The organism is Wolbachia endosymbiont of Culex quinquefasciatus Pel (assembly GCF_000073005.1).
In the GTDB taxonomy this organism is placed as follows: Bacteria; Pseudomonadota; Alphaproteobacteria; order Rickettsiales; family Anaplasmataceae; genus Wolbachia.
The window spans coordinates 968,750-987,306 of the sequence record NC_010981.1 but is presented as its reverse complement, the minus strand read 5'-3'; the positions used below and the strand labels follow the sequence as shown (position 1 = coordinate 987,306).

Genomic DNA, 18,557 nt, shown 5'->3' with positions numbered 1-18,557 from the left:
TACATAAAAATTATAGCGGCTTTTTAAATTTTTTCTACATTAAGCCAAATCACGCTTGTTAGCACATTATCAATTTAAATTATTAAAACTCGTCACACGGGGATTCTTTTGCCTTTTTTCTTCGTTTTGTAAATTTCTTAATATTTGTAACTAAAGTAATTTTCGAGAGGTGTTATGTAAGTAGCTGACACACAGCTGTACGAGCATTCATTTTTGAAAGTAAATTGCGTAGCAAATGGTGTCATTCTAGCGCGTGACGCTGGAATCTAGACTTTAACTGATATGATTACAGAAAGAGAATTTATTAGGTAGTTATAGACAGTGAAAGTGGCCATTTTAGCCACTTTCAAGTGAAGGGAATCTCAACAAAGGTTTATGATATAATGTAAAAGTAGCGCCCCTCTTAAGCACTATTTTTAACCTCAGTTATGGATTAGCCGATAAAGAAAGGCATAGAAATAGAAGGCTTTTTGGACTGCATGGAGTAGGAAATCAGAACAGAAAAAACATGAATTAGGAAATTTGTTGGCGATCTATGTCTTGTATGCTCAATCTCAAATTTGTTTTTCAAGGAATCAAAAACAGTCTCAATAATCGACCTTTTCCTTAATAAAATCTTCTCTTTAAGTGAAATTAGTGCGTTTTTCATACCTTTTTTTACTTTAGTGACTAACTTTAGGCCTCTATCGAAGAGTTTCTCAAAAAGCTCTTTCTTTATATAGCCCTTATCTCCAAACAAAAGTCCGGTCAGTCTTTTAGTGAGAGTTGGTAAAGGTTTTCTGTCATCAACGTTACCTTTGGTTAGGGTAAGTGCTTGAATTTCACCAATTTCGTTAATCACTAAGTGCAACTTGAAGCCAAAAAACCAACCATACGTACTCTTACTAATTTCTGCTAGATGATTAAAAACTTTATTCCTAGAGATCCTTTTTTTGTGGCAAACGGCAATCGTAGAGGTGTCGATGTAGGAAGTGCCGGTCATTTTCGCTTGTTCACAGAACCATTGCAAAAGTAATGCTAAATACCACAAAACTCGCGGCTTTAAGGCAATAAATCTGTGATATGAAGGCAGCTTTGAAAACTCTGATCTATAGAATAACTGAAGATAACAAAGATAAAAAGCCTTGAAGTTTTTACATGGTGATTTATGGTATAACAGGATTATGGTTAGAATTTCTGAGTGCGCTATTTCTGGTACTCTGGTTGGTTTTTTGCCGTTTGATAAGAACCTATTTGCAAAATTATCATCTACCGCACGACAAAAATCCTCGACGCAACAGTACAGTTCTGTAATATCTTTCTTCATGGGTAACCTCTTATTATTACTAAAATACTCGAGTTTACCCTGTTTCCCTCTTCTTAGTTATACTTTTATCTATTTTCTAATCCATAACTGAGGTTTTTACTATCTGTCTCAAATCATCAACTACATTGTCCTGATGCATTACGTCTTTTGTTTCCAGCACATTTTGCAACACATGTACCATTGATCATTTCCTGATTACTAGGGCAACTTATGCAAGCTTCTGCTACACCTGGTGCTATCACGCTCACAATTTTAGGTGCACCAAAAAACACAGCAGTAAATGCACCGAGTGCAAAAAGTGCTGGCCATGGCATTCTGCCAAATATTGCAAGCAAGGCTGCACCAATTATCACTACTGTAATCATCGGTCCACCTATGCTGTGAGTATAGTCTACTATCTTACATATTACTGCTGATGTTTCATCAGCGCTTGCATCAAACGCAAAAGAGAGAATTAAAGCTACAAGTAGAAGAAAATTTTTCATTATGCCTCCGTATTTAACGCTGGATTATCTATCATTTTGATTAAATTTAAGTAAACGGTGAGGATTTTTTACTTAAAAGTATGCTTTATTTCATTTAGAATACTTTTCTTAGTTTATTTATATTACAAGTGCTACAGAAATTTTATAGTATCGTTTATTGCCTTTATCGTGCTTTAATTGACACAATTTATAATGATGGAGTGGAGCATGCAGGGTATCTATCATTTTTAATCCTGTTATCAATATTTCCTTTTCTTATTGTTTTAATAGCCATGGCATCAACGTTCGCAAATTTCTTAGATCAATACAATGTCGGCTGGGCATTTATTATTGATAACATGCCACAGGATATTTTATCATCTTTGATGCCACGTATTAGGGAGATAATATCAGGCCCTCCGCAAAGCTTATTAACCTTGGCAATTGTAGGCGCTGTTTGGACTGCCTCATCGACAATTGAAGGATTTAGAACGATATTGAATAAGGCCTATAAAGTTCCGGTTTCATCGCCTTATATATGGAGAAGGGTGCTCAGTATATTACAATTTTTAGTAATTACGCTTGTTACAACTCTGACTATAGTATTTTTTACATTAGTGCCAATGTTAATTGATTTTTCTTACCAAGGGCTAAGTTATACTAGATATTTACTTATTGAGTTTGTGCTTTTTACTATAGTATCTTGGCTATATTTTACATTGCCAAACATAAAGCAAAACTTATCAGACGTATTTCCCGGATCTTGTGTGGCTGTTATTCTTTGGACGATCTCTGCTTCAGCTTTCAAGCAATATTTAAAAGCTTCCTTTGATCAACTGAATTTGATATATGGAAGTTTAGGTGGTGTGGTAGTATCGTTACTATTTTTTTATGTGCTAAGTTTGATTTTTATATATGGAGCAAAATTTAATTTTCAGCTAAAATATTTCAATGGATCTTGCTAAGGAGAAAGAAATGGGTAAGTTAGAAGGTAAAGTAGCTTTAATTACCGGGGCTTCAGGTGGAATAGGCTCTGCTGTTGCAAAAAGGTTTGTAAGAGAAGGTGCATGTGTGATTCTGATTTCAAGGTTTATCGATCACCTCAAGCCACTGTATAATGAAATTGAAGAGCTTAAAGAAGGCTATGTAAAACTAATTCAGCTTGATCTTTTAGACTTTGAAAACGTAGAAAAACTGGCAAATATGATAGAAAGCCCAAAATTATCAGAATCTGGCACACTTGATATACTGATTACATGCACTGAAATTTTATGTAAGTTGAGCCCTGTTCACGATTGTGAGCTTGAAGATCTACAGAAGGTAATGAATACAAATTTTACTGCCAGTTGGTACTTGCTAAAAAATTTGGGTCCGATACTAAAAAAGTCTAATGCTGGAAGAGCGATATTCATGACCTCAAAGATAACACTTTCTCCTTCCTCTTATCCATATTGGATGCCATATGCTGCAAGTAAAGTTGCACTAGAAGCAATGGTGAAGATATATGCATCTGAGACAAAACATACGAATTTGTGCATAAATGCCGTGTATTCGGAAGAGCCTATCGATAGTGAAATGTATAAGCAAGCATTTCCGGGAAAAGATATATCTGAATTGGTGCCACCTGATAAACTGACAGACAAATTTGTAGAACTTGCTTCTGAAGATTGTAGCATATCAGGACAAATCTTACCACTTAGCAAATCTCCCGAGTAAATTACCATAGTATCTGCAAAGATACTGTTAAGCCTAAAGGTAGTTAGGTTTAATAAAAATTCACATACACAGGAAAGATTGGTAACATTATTTGAGTCGAGACTATTATTGTAATTATGCCAAAACGCACAGATATAGAATCTATATTAGTAATAGGAGCAGGCCCAATAGTTATAGGTCAGGCATGCGAGTTTGATTATTCTGGAACGCAAAGCTGTAAAGTATTAAAAAGTGAAGGTTATAAAGTCATTTTAGTTAACTCCAACCCCGCAACTATAATGACAGATCCTGAATTCTCTGATGCAACTTATATTGAGCCGGTGCTACCTGAAATCATAGAGAAAATTATAATTAAGGAAATGCCAGATGCAATATTGCCAACAATGGGCGGGCAAACAGCACTCAATTGCGCAATAAAACTTGCAGATGATGGAGTGTTAGACAAATACAACGTAGAATTAATAGGAGTAAATAGAGAAGCAATAAAAAAAGCGGAAGATAGAGAATTATTTCGCCAATCCATGGATAAAATAGGTCTAAAATACCCCAAAAGTATCATTATAAAAAATCAAGAACAAATAAAAAAGGCTTTGGATTACATTGGATTACCAGCAATCATCCGTTCATCATTCACTCTTGGTGGCGCAGGTAGCGGCATAGCATACAATAAAGAGGAGTTTTTCAATATTGCAGAAAGTGCTCTAAAAATTTCACCAATAAATGAAGTTCAGATAGATGAATCAATTATGGGCTGGAAGGAATATGAAATGGAAGTTATCCGTGACTGCAAGGATAACTGTATAATAGTGTGTTCAATAGAAAATATTGATCCAATGGGAGTGCACACCGGAGATAGTATCACAGTTGCTCCTGCTTTGACTCTGCGTGACGTAGAATACCAACAGATGAGAAATGCATCTATAGCAGTGTTGAGAGAAATTGATGTTAGCGCCGGTGGTGCAAATGTTCAGTTTGCAGTGAATCCTAAAGAAGATGGAAGCCTCGTTGTAATTGAAATGAATCCAAGGGTTTCTCGCTCCTCTGCACTTGCTTCGAAAGCAACAGGCTATCCTATTGCAAAAGTTGTAACTAAACTTGCTATTGGCTATTCGCTCGATGAAATATGTAACGACTGTGCTCCAGTTATACCTGCTGCATTCGAACCAGTGATTGATTATATCGTCACTAAAATTCCTCGATTTGAGTTTGAGAAATTTAAGGGGACGAATTGTGAACTATCAACCTCCATGAAATCAGTGGGAGAAGTAATGTCTATAGGCCGCACTTTTAATGAGTCACTACAGAAAGCTTTTCGCTCACTTGAAACAGGGCTCACGGGACTTGATGAAGTGTTTTCTGAAGACACAGATGTTAAATCTCAATTAGCAAAATTGCTGCCAAACAGATTACTGATTGCTGCTGACGCAATGCGTCACGGAATTAGCATAGAAGAAATAAATTCGATTACAGGATATGACTTATGGTTTCTGCAAAATATACAGCAAATCATCTTGGCTGAACAAAAAATCAAGGAAAACGGCCTTCCTGGAACTGCATATGAAATGTTAGAGCTGAAAAAAATGGGATTTTCAGATGCAAGGTTGGCAAAGTTAAGCAATAAGAAAGTAGAGCAAATTGAAGCAATAAGGAAAAGGTTTGGTACTAAACAAGTTTATAAACGTGTAGACACCTGTGCAGCTGAATTTGAATCGAGCACTGCTTATATGTATGGCTGCTATGAGGGTGATGTTGAAAATAAAACGGAATGTGAGGCGAATATTTCGGATCGAAAAAAAGTTGTCATTTTAGGAAGTGGTCCAAACCGCATTGGTCAGGGTATTGAGTTTGATTATGCATGCGTACATGCAGCTTCTGCCGCCAAAGAAATGGGATATGAAACAATAATGATTAACTGTAATCCAGAAACCGTCTCAACTGACTACGATACCGCTGATCGTTTATATTTCGCCCCACTGATTGCAGAGGATGTGCTTGAAATACTAAGCAAAGAGCAAGAAAATGGCACACTGGTTGGTGTAATAGTTCAAATCGGCGGGCAAACGCCTTTAAAGTTAGCCAAAGTGCTTAACGAGAGAGGTTTCAAAATTCTGGGAACTTCGTTTGATTCTATTGACCTTGCAGAAGATCGCATGAGATTTAAAAATCTTGCTTTGCAACTTAATTTAAAACAACCTGAAAATTCTATCTGCCATTCAGTAGAAGAAGCGTTAACCAACGCAGAAAAGGTGGGGTTTCCACTAGTAGTCAGGCCATCATATGTCCTCGGCGGTCAGTCTATGTCGATTAGACACGATACTCAGAGCTTTAAAGAGTATGTCTTGAATCAAACCAAAATTTTTGAACACGGATCGCTGCTTCTTGATAAATTTTTAGTCAATGCAGTTGAGGTTGACGTTGATGCTGTATGTGATGGGAAAAAAGTTTTCATTGCAGCGGTCATGGAGCACATTGAAGAAGCTGGTATCCACTCTGGCGATTCAACATGCTCAATACCGACAAATACATTGAGTGACGAAGTAATAAAAGAGATCGAGCTCCAAACTGAAAGAATAGCATTAGCATTAAAAGTGAAAGGTCTGATAAACATTCAGTTTGCTGTTCAAGAGAGTGATGTATACATACTTGAAGTGAATTTAAGGGCTAGCCGTACAGTTCCTTTCATTTCCAAGGTAATCAACATTCCTGTTGCAAAGCTTGCCACTCAGGTTATTTTGGGTAAAAATTTGAATCAGGAAAACAAGCCTTTCAATCATTTTGCAGTTAAAGCTGCTGTTTTTCCATTTACCCGCTTTGCAGGAGTTGATACTTTACTTGGTCCTGAAATGAAATCAACAGGAGAAGTGATGGGAATTGACTTATCTTTCGAAGCTGCACTTGCAAAAGTGCACATGGCTGCAGGATACAAGTTACCAACAGAAGGAGCAGCTCTGGTTTCAGTAAAAGATGATGATAAAGAGTGTATATTGCCTGTTGCACGAATGTTGAAAGAACTGAGTTTTGAAATATATGCCACCAAAGGCACAGCTTCGTATCTGAACAATAACGGCATTGCTGCAAAAGCTGTAAATAAAGTGAGAGAAGGCAGACCCCACATAGTTGATATGCTCAAAGATGGAAAAATAAATCTAGTGATCAATACCTCAAAAGGTGTGAAATCAGTTTCAGATAGCAAAGATATCAGGAGAACTGCTATTTTGCAAAATATAGCTTATAGCACCACAGCTTCTGGGAGTAAAGCGTTAGCGCTTGCAATTCAATATGTAAAGAATAGCAAATTGGAAGTGAAATCATTACAGCAGATACAAAATGTTTAAATATCAAGACTATAATAAATTATTACTTATTTCAAAATGAGGATCGTGTAAGCTAAGGCGAGAGAAATTTAATTAAAGGATTTTTGTGTCAGTATCAATATATATAGCACTTCTCATAATAGTCCAAAAAAGGTAAGATATGGATTTATAGTAGTGATGGTAAGCATGCCAGCAGCATATAGTTATGACTTAAGGAAAAAGGTAATGGAAGCATTGGATGAAGGAGAGAGTGGAGAAACTGTTGCCAAGAGATTTAAGATTGGAGAAACAACTTTATATGAGTGGAAGAAAAGACGTGAGAAAACGGGAGATTTTCAATCAAAAAAGCTTGGAAGCGTGGCATAAAATTACCGACTGGAATGCATTTGCCGAATTTGCAAATGAGCAAGGTGGCAAAACTCAGTCAGAGATGCTGGGGCAATATTAGTAGACAAACAATTCATCGAGCACTTAAAAATATAGGATTCACAAGAAAAAAAAGACCTACGGATATAAAGAAAGAAATGAAGAAAAGCGAGCTCAATTTTCAAAGGTTATAGCAACAAAAGAACCTAAAGAATTAGTGTATATAGATGAGTCTGGCATTGATAACACTGAACCTATGGGTATTGCCAGAAAGGACAGCGGTTTTATGCCCTAAAATCTGGAAAGAAAACTCAACGAATTAGCATGGTTGCAGCCTTAAGTGGAAGAAAAATAATTGCTCCGTTAACCTTTAAAGGCCACTGCAATATGGATATCTTTAATAAATGGTTTGAGCAGTTTCTGACACCGATTTTGGAACCTGGACAAACTGTTATCCTTGATAATGCTACTTTTCATAAGTCTAATAACCTCAGTTATGGATTAGCCGATAAAGAAAGGCATAGAAATAGAAGGCTTTTTGGACTGCATGGAGTAGGAAATCAGAACAGAAAAAACATGAATTAGGAAATTTGTTGGCGATCTATGTCTTGTATGCTCAATCTCAAATTTGTTTTTCAAGGAATCAAAAACAGTCTCAATAATCGACCTTTTCCTTAATAAAATCTTCTCTTTAAGTGAAATTAGTGCGTTTTTCATACCTTTTTTTACTTTAGTGACTAACTTTAGGCCTCTATCGAAGAGTTTCTCAAAAAGCTCTTTCTTTATATAGCCCTTATCTCCAAACAAAAGTCCGGTCAGTCTTTTAGTGAGAGTTGGTAAAGGTTTTCTGTCATCAACGTTACCTTTGGTTAGGGTAAGTGCTTGAATTTCACCAATTTCGTTAATCACTAAGTGCAACTTGAAGCCAAAAAACCAACCATACGTACTCTTACTAATTTCTGCTAGATGATTAAAAACTTTATTCCTAGAGATCCTTTTTTTGTGGCAAACGGCAATCGTAGAGGTGTCGATGTAGGAAGTGCCGGTCATTTTCGCTTGTTCACAGAACCATTGCAAAAGTAATGCTAAATACCACAAAACTCGCGGCTTTAAGGCAATAAATCTGTGATATGAAGGCAGCTTTGAAAACTCTGATCTATAGAATAACTGAAGATAACAAAGATAAAAAGCCTTGAAGTTTTTACATGGTGATTTATGGTATAACAGGATTATGGTTAGAATTTCTGAGTGCGCTATTTCTGGTACTCTGGTTGGTTTTTTGCCGTTTGATAAGAACCTATTTGCAAAATTATCATCTACCGCACGACAAAAATCCTCGACGCAACAGTACAGTTCTGTAATATCTTTCTTCATGGGTAACCTCTTATTATTACTAAAATACTCGAGTTTACCCTGTTTCCCTCTTCTTAGTTATACTTTTATCTATTTTCTAATCCATAACTGAGGTTATAACTGCCTTGAGCGTTTGTTGAAAGGCTTTGTACTAATTTTCTTGATTCAAACAATATGCTAGACTTTAACTTAAAAATCTTTGTAAGTGATCACGACTGAAAGGTATTTTCATGCATTTTTTACCTGAGTGCAATAAGTGTAATTCATTGAGTTTCCAAAATTGATAATGAAGAAAAGCATTACTCGTCTAATAAAAGCAATTCAATACTCCTGTGAAGGAATAAAATCAGCTTTTGTATCAGAAGTTGCGTTTAGACAGGAGTTACTGCTTTTTATAATATGTGTTTCAACTTTGTTTGTTTTAGATGTAAGTAATTTAGAACGTGCAGTAATGGTAAGTAGCCTATTTTTGGTGTTAATTGTAGAAATTATTAACACTGCTTTTGAAACAACAATTGAGCGTATTTCCAGTGAACAACATATACTTTCAAAAAAAGTGAAAGATCTAGGTAGTGCAGCAGTTTTTCTCTCATTAATTAATTTCTTGATAACATGGATGATAATATTGATATGAATGTTGTTAAGATATATTTTCAAATTCACCGATTAAGACTTGCATGTCTTGTGGTAAATCAGAAACAAATTCTATATATTCTTTACTTTTTGGATGATATAAGCCTAGCGTGTGAGCATGTAGTGCCTGTCTATTGAAATTACGGATAAAGTCAGAGTTTTTAGCATGTTTTTCACTTTTACTACTATTTTTTCCGTAAACTTGATCACCAACTACAGAATGTCCTATGTGGCTCATGTGTACTCGAATTTGGTGTGTTCTGCCTGTCTCTAAAGTACATTTAACCAGGCTTGCTTGCCCTATAATTTTCTTCACTGAATAATGAGTGATTGCTAATTTACCTGCTGTTTTTGTGACACACATCATTTCTTTATTACTGCGTTTTGGAGCAATATGGGTTTTTACTGTTCCTTGCAGATTAGGTAATGCTCCCCAAATTACTGCTAAGTATTCCCGTTTTATTTTACGATTTGATAGCAGTTCAGACAAGAAGCTGTGGGATTGTTCATTTTTTGCAATTACCATGAGTCCACTAGTATCTTTATCAAGCCTGTGAACAATTCCTGGTCTTGTATTTGTATATGGAATTTTGCCAAGGTGAGCGATCACTGCATTCAGGAGTGTATCATTGTTTGTTCCAGCACCTGGGTGTACTGTTAATCTACTTTGTTTACTCAGAACTATAATGTCATCATCTTCATAGACGATATCAAGTTTTATGTCATAATTAGGCTCAATTGATGTGGATATGTCAGGTTGAATGAGATGCACCACATACTCTTCACCTGGTTTTACTATGTGATCATTATTAATTATCGGTATACCAAGTAATTTCACCTGCTCATTCTGTATCAATCTTTGCGCTTTACTGCGAGATATGTTGCATTTTTTAGCTACATAAGTATCTAATCTTAATTTTTTCTCTTCACTACTAATATTTAAAGTCCTGAACATGCTACTTCAAATGCTGCATGAACATCTGGATTCACAAAATCAACTTTTGTACTAGGTTGAATTTGAAGGCCGTCTTGTTTTTTAATGTGGCAAATTGTTTGAGAGCCATCTTTCCAGTAAATTATTATTTTATTATCAAAATTCCGTAGCGTTAACTCCCTCTTTTCTTCTTTTTTATCTTTTTCTTCTAGCTTAATAGACTCTAATAAATAATATAGAAAGCCACTTGCTTTACCGTTAACTTTTTTTCTCCATTCATCCATTTTTTCTTGTTCAGATAATTCTTTTTCCAATTTTGCATTTTCTTGCTCCAGCTCTTTCATCCTTTTTTTTGATTTTAATAATCTATTTTTTTCTATTGCTTTTTTCTCTTCATCTCGCTGTTTTTCAAGAGAAGTAGCAGTAATACTGCCTTCACTGCTATTAGGTTCGGTTGATTGAGTTTGTTTATTCTTTAATTCTTCTAGTTCATCTTTTACGTTTTTTAGCTCTTCCTCTAATTTCTTCCTTATCTTTTCCGCCTCTTTTTTTTGCTTTTCCAACATATCTATAAACAAAGGATCATCACTAACTGTGCTTTCCCCAGATTTAAAAAAGCCAACAAATCTGCTTGGTTCAAATCGCTCAACCTTATCTTCAGCGATTTTAATAGCATTATCTAAACTAGAAAAAATACTTTCAATGTTTAGTGAACTTGCTCTTTTTACCAGCCCTTTAGCTTCACTTAAAATGGGCGAGATTTCCTTGTGCAACTCATCCAAATCTTCTTTGATGTCTTCTCTGACTCTTCGTAGATGAACAAGTGTTTCTTTAATTTCATCATTTGCAGGCTTTAGAAGCTTATTATCGAGTAGACCTTTAACTTCATCTAACTGCTTATCAAGTGAGTCAACAATTTTATCTGTAAAATCAGTCAAGTGCTTATCAAGTAATTTTATCAATCGAGATGTAGAATCATTTTCTTCTTCATCTTTTGTCTTTTTTTCCATTACTGATACAACCCCACCTCTTCTGAATGGAAAGAGAATATCCAAATTGTTAAACTTTTTAACAATATTATGATTATTGTTTATCTCGTTGTTTTTTAGCTTGCTGAATGTTATACATATCCCAACAATAGCAATGATACTAGCCAGTGCAACTATGGCCCATTCCAAATCCTGAATATTGGCAAAGCTCAGTCTATTTTGTATTAACGCACCAACTATAATTACAGCACTAATTACATATGGTATGGTAAGAAAAATTGCCTTATTCTTATTCTCTTGTCTTTGATCATCTAATATTTTTTTTTGATTTTCAGAGATTGGCAAAATTATTGAAAAGCTTGCTTTTTTGTGACTTGTAAAACTTAAATTTGGTTTTATCTCTATTTTTAGAGCATTTTCAGCGATTTCACTCATCTCGTTGTCTTTGCCACCTCTAATTTTATTATTTATTAATTCCTCTATCAACTTTTCTCCTTCTTTTATCTCCTGCTTATGCATATATCTCATAGCAGAAGAGGCTACAAAAGTTGTTAAAAGAATAATAGAAACCAAAGTGTAAATTGGCATGAATGTTGGGTTAAAAATATCTGTAATAAACCTTAGATCATTATGGGTTATTATTATTGCAGCTACATAAGCCAAAGAAAATTGAAGCCAAATATTTACAGTCGCTATGGGTAGAGTGTTACTTACAGAATATTTCTTTGTTGCACGCCATAACCTAGGAAAAAAACCAATAGCATCATCTATTTTGGCAAAATTATGATCTACTTTAACATTGAAAGGATTTGTTGTATCTAAAGGCATAAATTTCCTCACATCCTAATTAAGTAATTATATATAAATGATACTTTAAAAACAAGTTTTTGGCTTATGCCAAGGACGATTAGAACGCACTTTACTAACCTTTATACCACTATCTGTTAGCCAAACAGAGTGTGTGCCATATGCCTCTAAGTCAGCGTATTTGATGATTTTAGTATTGCAAGCTGGATAGTTAAACTTGCTTAACTGAATTACTAGATCGACATTGTTACAATTTTCTAAAATATCTTCTCTTTTGTGAGCTAGCAACACTGACTTATTATTTCCTTTATTATATATACAGCCATAATCATTACATTTTAGCCTTTTGTTTGAATTACTGAATTTAGTATGATTCACAATTTGATTCTGCCCGTTTTGCTTTGCCCACGTTTTGACAACAAAATTTCTGTTTTTTCTAGTAAGGGAATATAGTAAATTGTCATCTTCTTTTACAGCAAGATTATCAGCACTGACTAGAATGTCAGGAGTTGTATACATAGCGCTAGAGAAAATACCTAGCACAATAAAGAAAATTCCAAAGAAACGCCAATTCCTTTCCCACAAGCATAGCCACAATAACCCAAGTGTTATTATAATAATTGATGAGCCAGGAAAAGTGCGAGTGGGAATAACCAAATACTGAAGACTAGCGATTGCATTTGTTATACACAAGATACTGTCAATTGGGCGCTCTATAAATGGCGCTATAATCCATTCAATACCTAAAGGAATCAATAAAACATAAATTATTCCAAGTGGAATAATAATGAGTGTAACTATTGGTATAGCAATCAAATTTGTGATAATGCCACTGATTGAAAAATAGTTAAAATTGTATATTGTGTACGGAACAGTTGCTAAACTTGCTATGACTGAGCTGATCATTATCGACACAAAATATTTTATTATTTTTATTTTGAATAACTTATTAGCATTGATCTGATAGCTGGCAACTAGTGCCAAAACAGCAGAAAATGACATTTGAAAACCTGGCTTTAAGATTGCTTCTGGCTCCACTATGAGTATCACCGAAGCAGCAAACGCAATTGCTATTAATCCTCGATATTTCCTTTCTATGATTATTGCAACAAGTACCAAGATCACCATGATGTAGGCACGCTGAGCAGAAATTTGCATACCGGTAATCAACAAATAAAAGGTAGTTGGCAAGATAGTAAAGAATGCAGATATTTTTTTAGTGTTATATTTAAGAGTCAAAGTTTCAGATATTGCAAATAAATTACGGAATACTATAAAAAATAGACCAGCAACAAACGATAAATGTAAACCAGATATAGCGAATAAATGTGCTATACCTGAATCTCGTATCGCATTCATAGTTTTTTGATCTATCCCGTCTTTTTTGCCAATTAATAATGCAGAGATTATGTCCGCGTGTGGCTTTTTGGTATTTTGCTGTAGGTTTTCATAGATATATTGACGGAAAGATTCTATATACTCTTGAAATTTTCTTGCTTCAGCCTTTTTGTACAGGACTATTTTGCTTGTTGCAAAGCCTGTTGCACTTATTTTCTGATAATATGCTATTCTTGCAAAATCATATGCATATTCCGAAGGCGCAATTTTTGGAGGAAAGAGTTTTGCTGATAATTTTACTTGATCCCCTATTTTAATGCCTTCTTCCGCTTTTGTTTTAACTGATATTCTGATGTTATCCAGCTTGAACTTCGTGTTTTTTATTTCATAAAGCAAAAATTGTTTATATGAGCCCCTATCGTTAATATCCTTCACTGTAGCAACAATATCTTTCACATACCTTTCCTTATCAAGAATATGAGTATTAACTGAATCTGTTCTGAATTTGCTGGCTGTAAATCCTATGAGCACTGCAATTAAAGAAATGCATAATATTGCGTATTTCCTGTATAATATTGCAATCAGAATTAGTATAGGTGAAAGCAAGAGAAAAATAGATATAGTGAAAGCACAGCTTGGTTCAAAATTTAATGAGAAATAGGTTAAAATTCCTGCACACTGAAAAATAGGGAACCACAATATCAAGTTACATTTTTCATTGCACAGATTGTTATGTATATAATTTACTATCATGTTAAGAAAGGTTAATAGATATATAAATATATGTAATAGTGTGATTTTATTCTTTTATTTATTATTATTACGCATATAATAATAAATAAGCAACGACGCGGGATGGAGCAGCTCGGTAGCTCGTCAGGCTCATAACCTGAAGGTCGTAGGTTCAAATCCTACTCCCGCAACCATCTTTCAATTGTACAAATATTGCGATTTCTTTTATTATAATAGCAATGTTATTTCTAACTCAAAGCTTGTTTTTGACCTGTAGGCTCAATCGTAACATTCAGTAAAAAACTCAGGGTATTTATTGACAAAATTATAGCGGCTGCATGCCTTTTTTCTTTTTTCTTATTACATCAATAATTTCACTATACACTTTATTGTTGTCTTTATCTGCAATTCCAGTAATAACATTACATCTATTAGATTCTTTTATAGCTATTTCTTGAAATCCTTTTCGAATTTTATGATAGAAATCAATGCTCATTTCTTCATACTTATTTTTATCCTTTGCTCTGCTGAGTCCAACTTGAACATCAATATCTAAAATAAATGTGATATCTGGATATTTAATTTCCACTAATTTGTGTAAGTCTCTTATTAGACTCAAGTCAACACCTAGTCCATACCCTTGATACGCAATAGTTGAATCGATAAATCGATCACAAATAACTGTCTTTCCCTCTTTAAGAGCTGGTAGTATTAATTCTTTCATATGTTCATATCTCATTGAGGTAAATAATAAAAGTTCAGAGATGGGATCAATATTATCCTTAAGTAGTGATCCTCTTATTTTTTCTGCAAAATCAGTACCACCTGGTTCTCTAGTCAATACGACATTATTTTCACCGTGAATTTGCTTGAAATAATTTGCAAGTAACTCAGACTGTGTTGTTTTACCAGAACCATCTATTCCTTCGAAGGTTATGAACATAAATTTTATAATTACAATGCTAAATGCAAATAGTGTACATAGAAACCATTTGACATTTAAGCAATAAGATCATAAATTATATACGGTATACAATTCTCTATGAGCTATGGTTACGCTAGACACTCCTAAGATAGATTTAGACTTTACTGCAAAGAATTTCAATCTCTTGGGAGTGGATAACAAATATTATACATTAAGTGACTGCTATGGGGAAAATGGTCTTATTGTAATGTTTATATGCAATCACTGTCCTTACGTTCAATCAATTATTAGCAATCTAGTAAGCGATGTTAATTTGTTGAAAAAAGATTATCAGGTAAACACCGTTGCAATCATGCCAAATGATGTGAATAAGTACCCAGAAGACTCCTTTGAAAACATGATTAATTTTGCAGAGAAAAATAAGTTTACATTTCCATATTTAATTGACAGTAACCAAGAAGTAGCTAAAGAGTATGGTGCTGTTTGTACCCCTGATTTCTTTGGGTTTAACGCTGATTTAAAACTTCGTTATCGTGGACGTTTTAACAATGCAAAAAAAGAGAAAGTTCAAAATTATGAAATAGGAAGTAGTGATTTATTTCAAGCGATGAAATTTATTGCAAAAACTAGCAATCTTCCAATTGACCAAAAATCAAGTATTGGTTGTTCAATAAAATGGTCTAATTCTACAGGTTAAATATTATGCACAGCGGCTCTCAGCATTTGTTTGATATTATAATCTTACTTTCCGCTGCTGTGTTTATAGTCATAGCGTTTTGGAAAATGAATATTAGTCCAGTGCTTGGTTACTTTGTTGCAGGTGCATTGATTGGTTCTCATGGATTTAATCTGATACATTCAGTTGAAGTAATGGATAACTTTGCAGAGTTTGGCGTAGTTTTCCTATTGTTCATTATAGGTCTTGAATTGACATTTGAACGACTTATCGCTATGCGTAGGCATGTGTTTGGGTTTGGTTCCCTTCAAGTTATAGTTACCATGATAGCAATATGGTGCATTGCTCTTGCCTTTGGAGTAAATACAAACATGGCAGCAGTTATTGGTGGTGGACTTGCACTATCCTCAACAGCAATAGTGTTGCAGGTTCTGCAAGAAAAGGGTTCTCAAGCAAGCCAAGTTGGTAGATTGTCAATAGCAGTGCTACTAATGCAGGACTTTGCAGTGGTACCTCTAATAGTACTAGTGCCCCTGCTTACTGGCAATTCTGAACACAGCTTAATAAGCTCGTTGGCAGGCTCATTAGTGCAAGCAGCTATTGCATTGGTGTTGATATTTGTAACTGGTAGGTTATTACTGAGGCCATTGTTTTCGGTTATTGCCAAAATGGAGAGTAATGAAATCTTTATATCAACAACACTTCTGATAATATTAGGATCAGCATTTATTACTGAACAATTTCATTTATCAATGGCATTAGGCGCATTTGTTGCTGGGTTACTAGTTGCAGAAACAGAACACAGGAATTCGGTAGAACATGCAGTATTGCCATTTAAAGACTTATTTCTTGGTTTATTCTTTATGACTGTTGGCATGTCTATTGATATTGACCTTTTACTCAATAAGTTACCACTCGTTACTTTATTATCAATTATCCTTATCGTTTTAAAGACGTCCATTATATATACATTGTGTAGATTTTTTGGATTTAGAAGTGCACCTGCAATACAAGCTGGATTACTGCTTGCACAAGGCGGTGAATTTGCATTTATTTTATTCCGTTTAGCAGATGAATTAGATGTACTATCAAGTGAAATCGCTCAAGTGCTTATGATGGTAACTACAGTAACTATGGCTTTTACTCCTCTTTTATCGGGAATTGGAGACTGGATAGCAAATTCATTTAGCACTGAAAAAATAATACTAGACGATGAAGCAATCGAAACAGACACACAAGATCTTTATAACCACGTAATAGTTGCCGGGTTTGGTAGAGTGGGATATATGATAACGAAAATGCTTACTGCAGAGCATTTAAGTTATGTTGTTGTAGATATTCAATCAAAAATAGTGAAAGAAGGAAAAAATGACAGTTTCCCTATATATCTTGGAGATGCTACAAGATATGAAATTTTAAAATCAGTAGGAATAGAAAGAGCTCAAGCTCTTGTGGTTTCAATAAAGAACGAAGTCACTATAAAGAAAATAGTTTCTCTAGTTGCAACAAACTTCCCACATGTAAATATTATAATACGTTTACCAGATTTGAATAATGTGGAGGTTTATAAAGATCTAGGGGCTAGTAAAATTATTCCCGAGACGTCTGAGATTGGATTGCAGCTAGGTGGAGCAGCATTAAGCTTAAGTGGAATTAGCGAAAGCGGAGTTACATCTTTAAAAGGTAAATTTAGAAAAGGCAACTACAGTATGTTAAAAGACCTTGGTAGTGATAAAGATGAATAATCCTCTATCACTTTAATTAGTGATCAGAAAAACACATTTAATTAAGCAACTATACTCTCTAGAAAGGTGAAATTGACCTTATTGTAACTATGAACAAAATAATAATAAAAAAATTTGGTGGTACTTCGCTAACTGACTTAAATCGAGTTGCAAATCTAATAAAAAACGATATTGAAAAAGGTTATAATGTAATTGCTGTTGTATCTGCTGCTGCAGGATTCACTGACCAAATGGCTTTTCAAGCCAGGCAAATTTCAAATTTAAATTGTAGACAAGAGTTATCAGAGTATGATGTCCTGCTTTCAGCAGGAGAACAAATCTCTTGCGGGTTATTAGCTATCACTCTTCTGTCTGTTGGAGTTAATGCTAAATCATGGCTCGCCTGGCAGTTACCAATTGTAACGGATAATTTTTATTCTGAGTCTAAAATAAAAAAGATAAAAATTGACCATGTAAAAAGATCTTTTGCTGAGGGTTATACTGCTGCAATCATTGCTGGTTTTCAGGGTATACACGATGATAGAATCACTACTTTTGGTAGAGGAGGATCTGATATCTCAGCAATTGCCTTTGCTGTAGTCTTTGGTATTAGGACTTGTGAAATTTTTACTGATATTGACGGAATATATACAGCAGACCCAAAAATTGTTCCAAGGGCACGCAAGCTTAAATCTATCTCTTACAATGAAATATTGGAGATGTCGTCATCTGGTGCTAAAATATTGCATAATCGTTCAGTACAACTTGCAATGAAGCATAATATTAAGGTGCAAGTGTTATCCACTTTTGAGGAAGTAGAAGGCACTACAGTACTACACGAAAAAGATGTACTGGAAAGATACTTAATTACTGGAATAACTTATAGCACTCACGAAGCTCTTGTAACTTTTACTAACTTTGCAAATACTCTGGATACTTTAAGAGATATAGCAGGAGCAAACGTTAAAGTTGACATGATACATGGGTCAAGCTTTTTGATTTCTAAATTTGATGTTGATTTAATGACAAAGTTATTGAACAAAAATGAAAATTATGTCGTAAACAATAATATAGCTAAAATTTCAATAATTGGTATTGGTGTTATGTCTAACACTGAAGTGATGTATCGCACACTCAAGGTTTTAAGCGAAAAAAAGATAGAAATACTTGCTGTCACAATGTCCGAAATCAAGATCAGTATAGTTGTTCAAAAAAAACACGCTGAGGCTTTAATTAGAGATTTACATACCGAATATGAGCTTGATGTATGACAGCACGCT

General features: G+C 34.5%; 14 protein-coding genes, 1 tRNA gene and 1 pseudogene. 9 read left to right on the top strand and 7 right to left on the bottom strand.

Annotated elements, in window-relative coordinates; translation table 11 throughout:
- Positions 1-433 precede the first annotated feature (433 nt).
- Together WP_RS04550 and WP_RS04545 are read right to left on the bottom strand one after the other, a co-directional pair.
- Positions 434-1,306 (bottom strand): IS982-like element ISWpi16 family transposase, encoded by an 873-nt coding sequence (locus tag WP_RS04550; protein WP_007301954.1) that lies wholly within the window; start codon positions 1,304-1,306, stop codon positions 434-436.
- 116 nt (positions 1,307-1,422) lie between these two features.
- Entirely contained in the window at positions 1,423-1,791 is a 369-nt protein-coding gene (locus WP_RS04545) for a TrbC/VirB2 family protein (protein ID WP_007302310.1), read from the bottom strand.
- 128 nt (positions 1,792-1,919) lie between these two features.
- Here WP_RS04545 and WP_RS04540 point away from each other — a divergent pair, with 128 nt between their 5' ends.
- From WP_RS04540 to WP_RS07180, 4 genes and pseudogenes are all read left to right on the top strand, one after another.
- Positions 1,920-2,735, top strand: coding sequence for a YihY/virulence factor BrkB family protein (locus tag WP_RS04540; RefSeq protein WP_007302309.1), 816 nt, complete (start codon positions 1,920-1,922; stop codon positions 2,733-2,735).
- Positions 2,722-3,486, top strand: coding sequence for an SDR family oxidoreductase (locus tag WP_RS04535; RefSeq protein WP_007302308.1), 765 nt, complete (start codon positions 2,722-2,724; stop codon positions 3,484-3,486). Before WP_RS04540 ends, WP_RS04535 begins: the two co-directional genes overlap by 14 nt.
- Before the next feature lie 116 nt (positions 3,487-3,602).
- Positions 3,603-6,821 (top strand): carbamoyl-phosphate synthase large subunit, encoded by a 3,219-nt coding sequence (gene carB, locus WP_RS04530; protein WP_007302307.1) that lies wholly within the window; start codon positions 3,603-3,605, stop codon positions 6,819-6,821.
- A 165-nt stretch (positions 6,822-6,986) separates the two neighbouring features.
- Positions 6,987-7,661 (top strand): annotated as a pseudogene (locus WP_RS07180) (IS630 family transposase); the annotation flags it as partial.
- Positions 7,662-7,667: 6 nt separating this feature from the next.
- On the opposite strand, the gene WP_RS04515 reads toward WP_RS07180, so the two are convergent.
- A complete protein-coding gene (locus WP_RS04515; RefSeq protein WP_007301954.1) occupies positions 7,668-8,540 on the bottom strand; it encodes an IS982-like element ISWpi16 family transposase in 873 nt (290 codons plus the stop codon).
- 265 nt (positions 8,541-8,805) lie between these two features.
- Here WP_RS04515 and WP_RS04510 point away from each other — a divergent pair, with 265 nt between their 5' ends.
- Entirely contained in the window at positions 8,806-9,153 is a 348-nt protein-coding gene (locus tag WP_RS04510) for a diacylglycerol kinase (RefSeq protein WP_007302306.1), read from the top strand.
- A 6-nt stretch (positions 9,154-9,159) separates the two neighbouring features.
- Here the strand turns inward: WP_RS04510 and WP_RS04505 are convergent, their stop codons facing one another.
- From WP_RS04505 to WP_RS04495, 3 genes are read right to left on the bottom strand one after another with little or no spacing between them, the layout of a single operon-like run.
- Positions 9,160-10,107: an RluA family pseudouridine synthase gene (locus tag WP_RS04505; RefSeq protein WP_007302305.1), complete on the bottom strand. Its 948-nt coding sequence runs from the start codon at positions 10,105-10,107 to the stop codon at positions 9,160-9,162.
- A complete protein-coding gene (locus WP_RS04500; RefSeq protein WP_007302304.1) occupies positions 10,092-11,903 on the bottom strand; it encodes a coiled-coil domain-containing protein in 1,812 nt (603 codons plus the stop codon). The genes WP_RS04505 and WP_RS04500 overlap by 16 nt, the downstream gene beginning before the upstream one ends.
- A 45-nt stretch (positions 11,904-11,948) precedes the next feature.
- Positions 11,949-13,973: a ComEC/Rec2 family competence protein gene (locus WP_RS04495; RefSeq protein WP_012481947.1), complete on the bottom strand. Its 2,025-nt coding sequence runs from the start codon at positions 13,971-13,973 to the stop codon at positions 11,949-11,951.
- Positions 13,974-14,069: 96 nt separating this feature from the next.
- Here WP_RS04495 and WP_RS04490 point away from each other — a divergent pair.
- Positions 14,070-14,146, top strand: a tRNA-Met gene (locus WP_RS04490).
- A gap of 131 nt (positions 14,147-14,277) precedes the next feature.
- Here the strand turns inward: WP_RS04490 and tmk are convergent.
- Positions 14,278-14,895: a dTMP kinase gene (gene tmk, locus WP_RS04485; protein ID WP_007302302.1), complete on the bottom strand. Its 618-nt coding sequence runs from the start codon at positions 14,893-14,895 to the stop codon at positions 14,278-14,280.
- Positions 14,896-15,001: 106 nt separating this feature from the next.
- Between tmk and WP_RS04480 the strand changes: the two genes are divergently transcribed.
- The 3 genes from WP_RS04480 to WP_RS04470 all read left to right on the top strand — a co-directional run bounded on the left by WP_RS04480 (position 15,002) and on the right by WP_RS04470 (position 18,548).
- The gene (locus WP_RS04480) at positions 15,002-15,574 is read left to right on the top strand and encodes a thioredoxin family protein (RefSeq protein ID WP_012481946.1); all 573 of its coding nucleotides are present in this window, start codon (positions 15,002-15,004) and stop codon (positions 15,572-15,574) included.
- Between the two features lie 5 nt (positions 15,575-15,579).
- Positions 15,580-17,298: a monovalent cation:proton antiporter-2 (CPA2) family protein gene (locus tag WP_RS04475; protein ID WP_012481945.1), complete on the top strand. Its 1,719-nt coding sequence runs from the start codon at positions 15,580-15,582 to the stop codon at positions 17,296-17,298.
- Between the two features lie 89 nt (positions 17,299-17,387).
- Positions 17,388-18,548 carry an aspartate kinase gene (locus WP_RS04470; RefSeq protein ID WP_007302299.1) on the top strand — a complete coding sequence of 387 codons (1,161 nt, stop codon included), beginning with the start codon at positions 17,388-17,390 and terminating at the stop codon, positions 18,546-18,548.
- Positions 18,549-18,557: the final 9 nt, after the last annotated feature.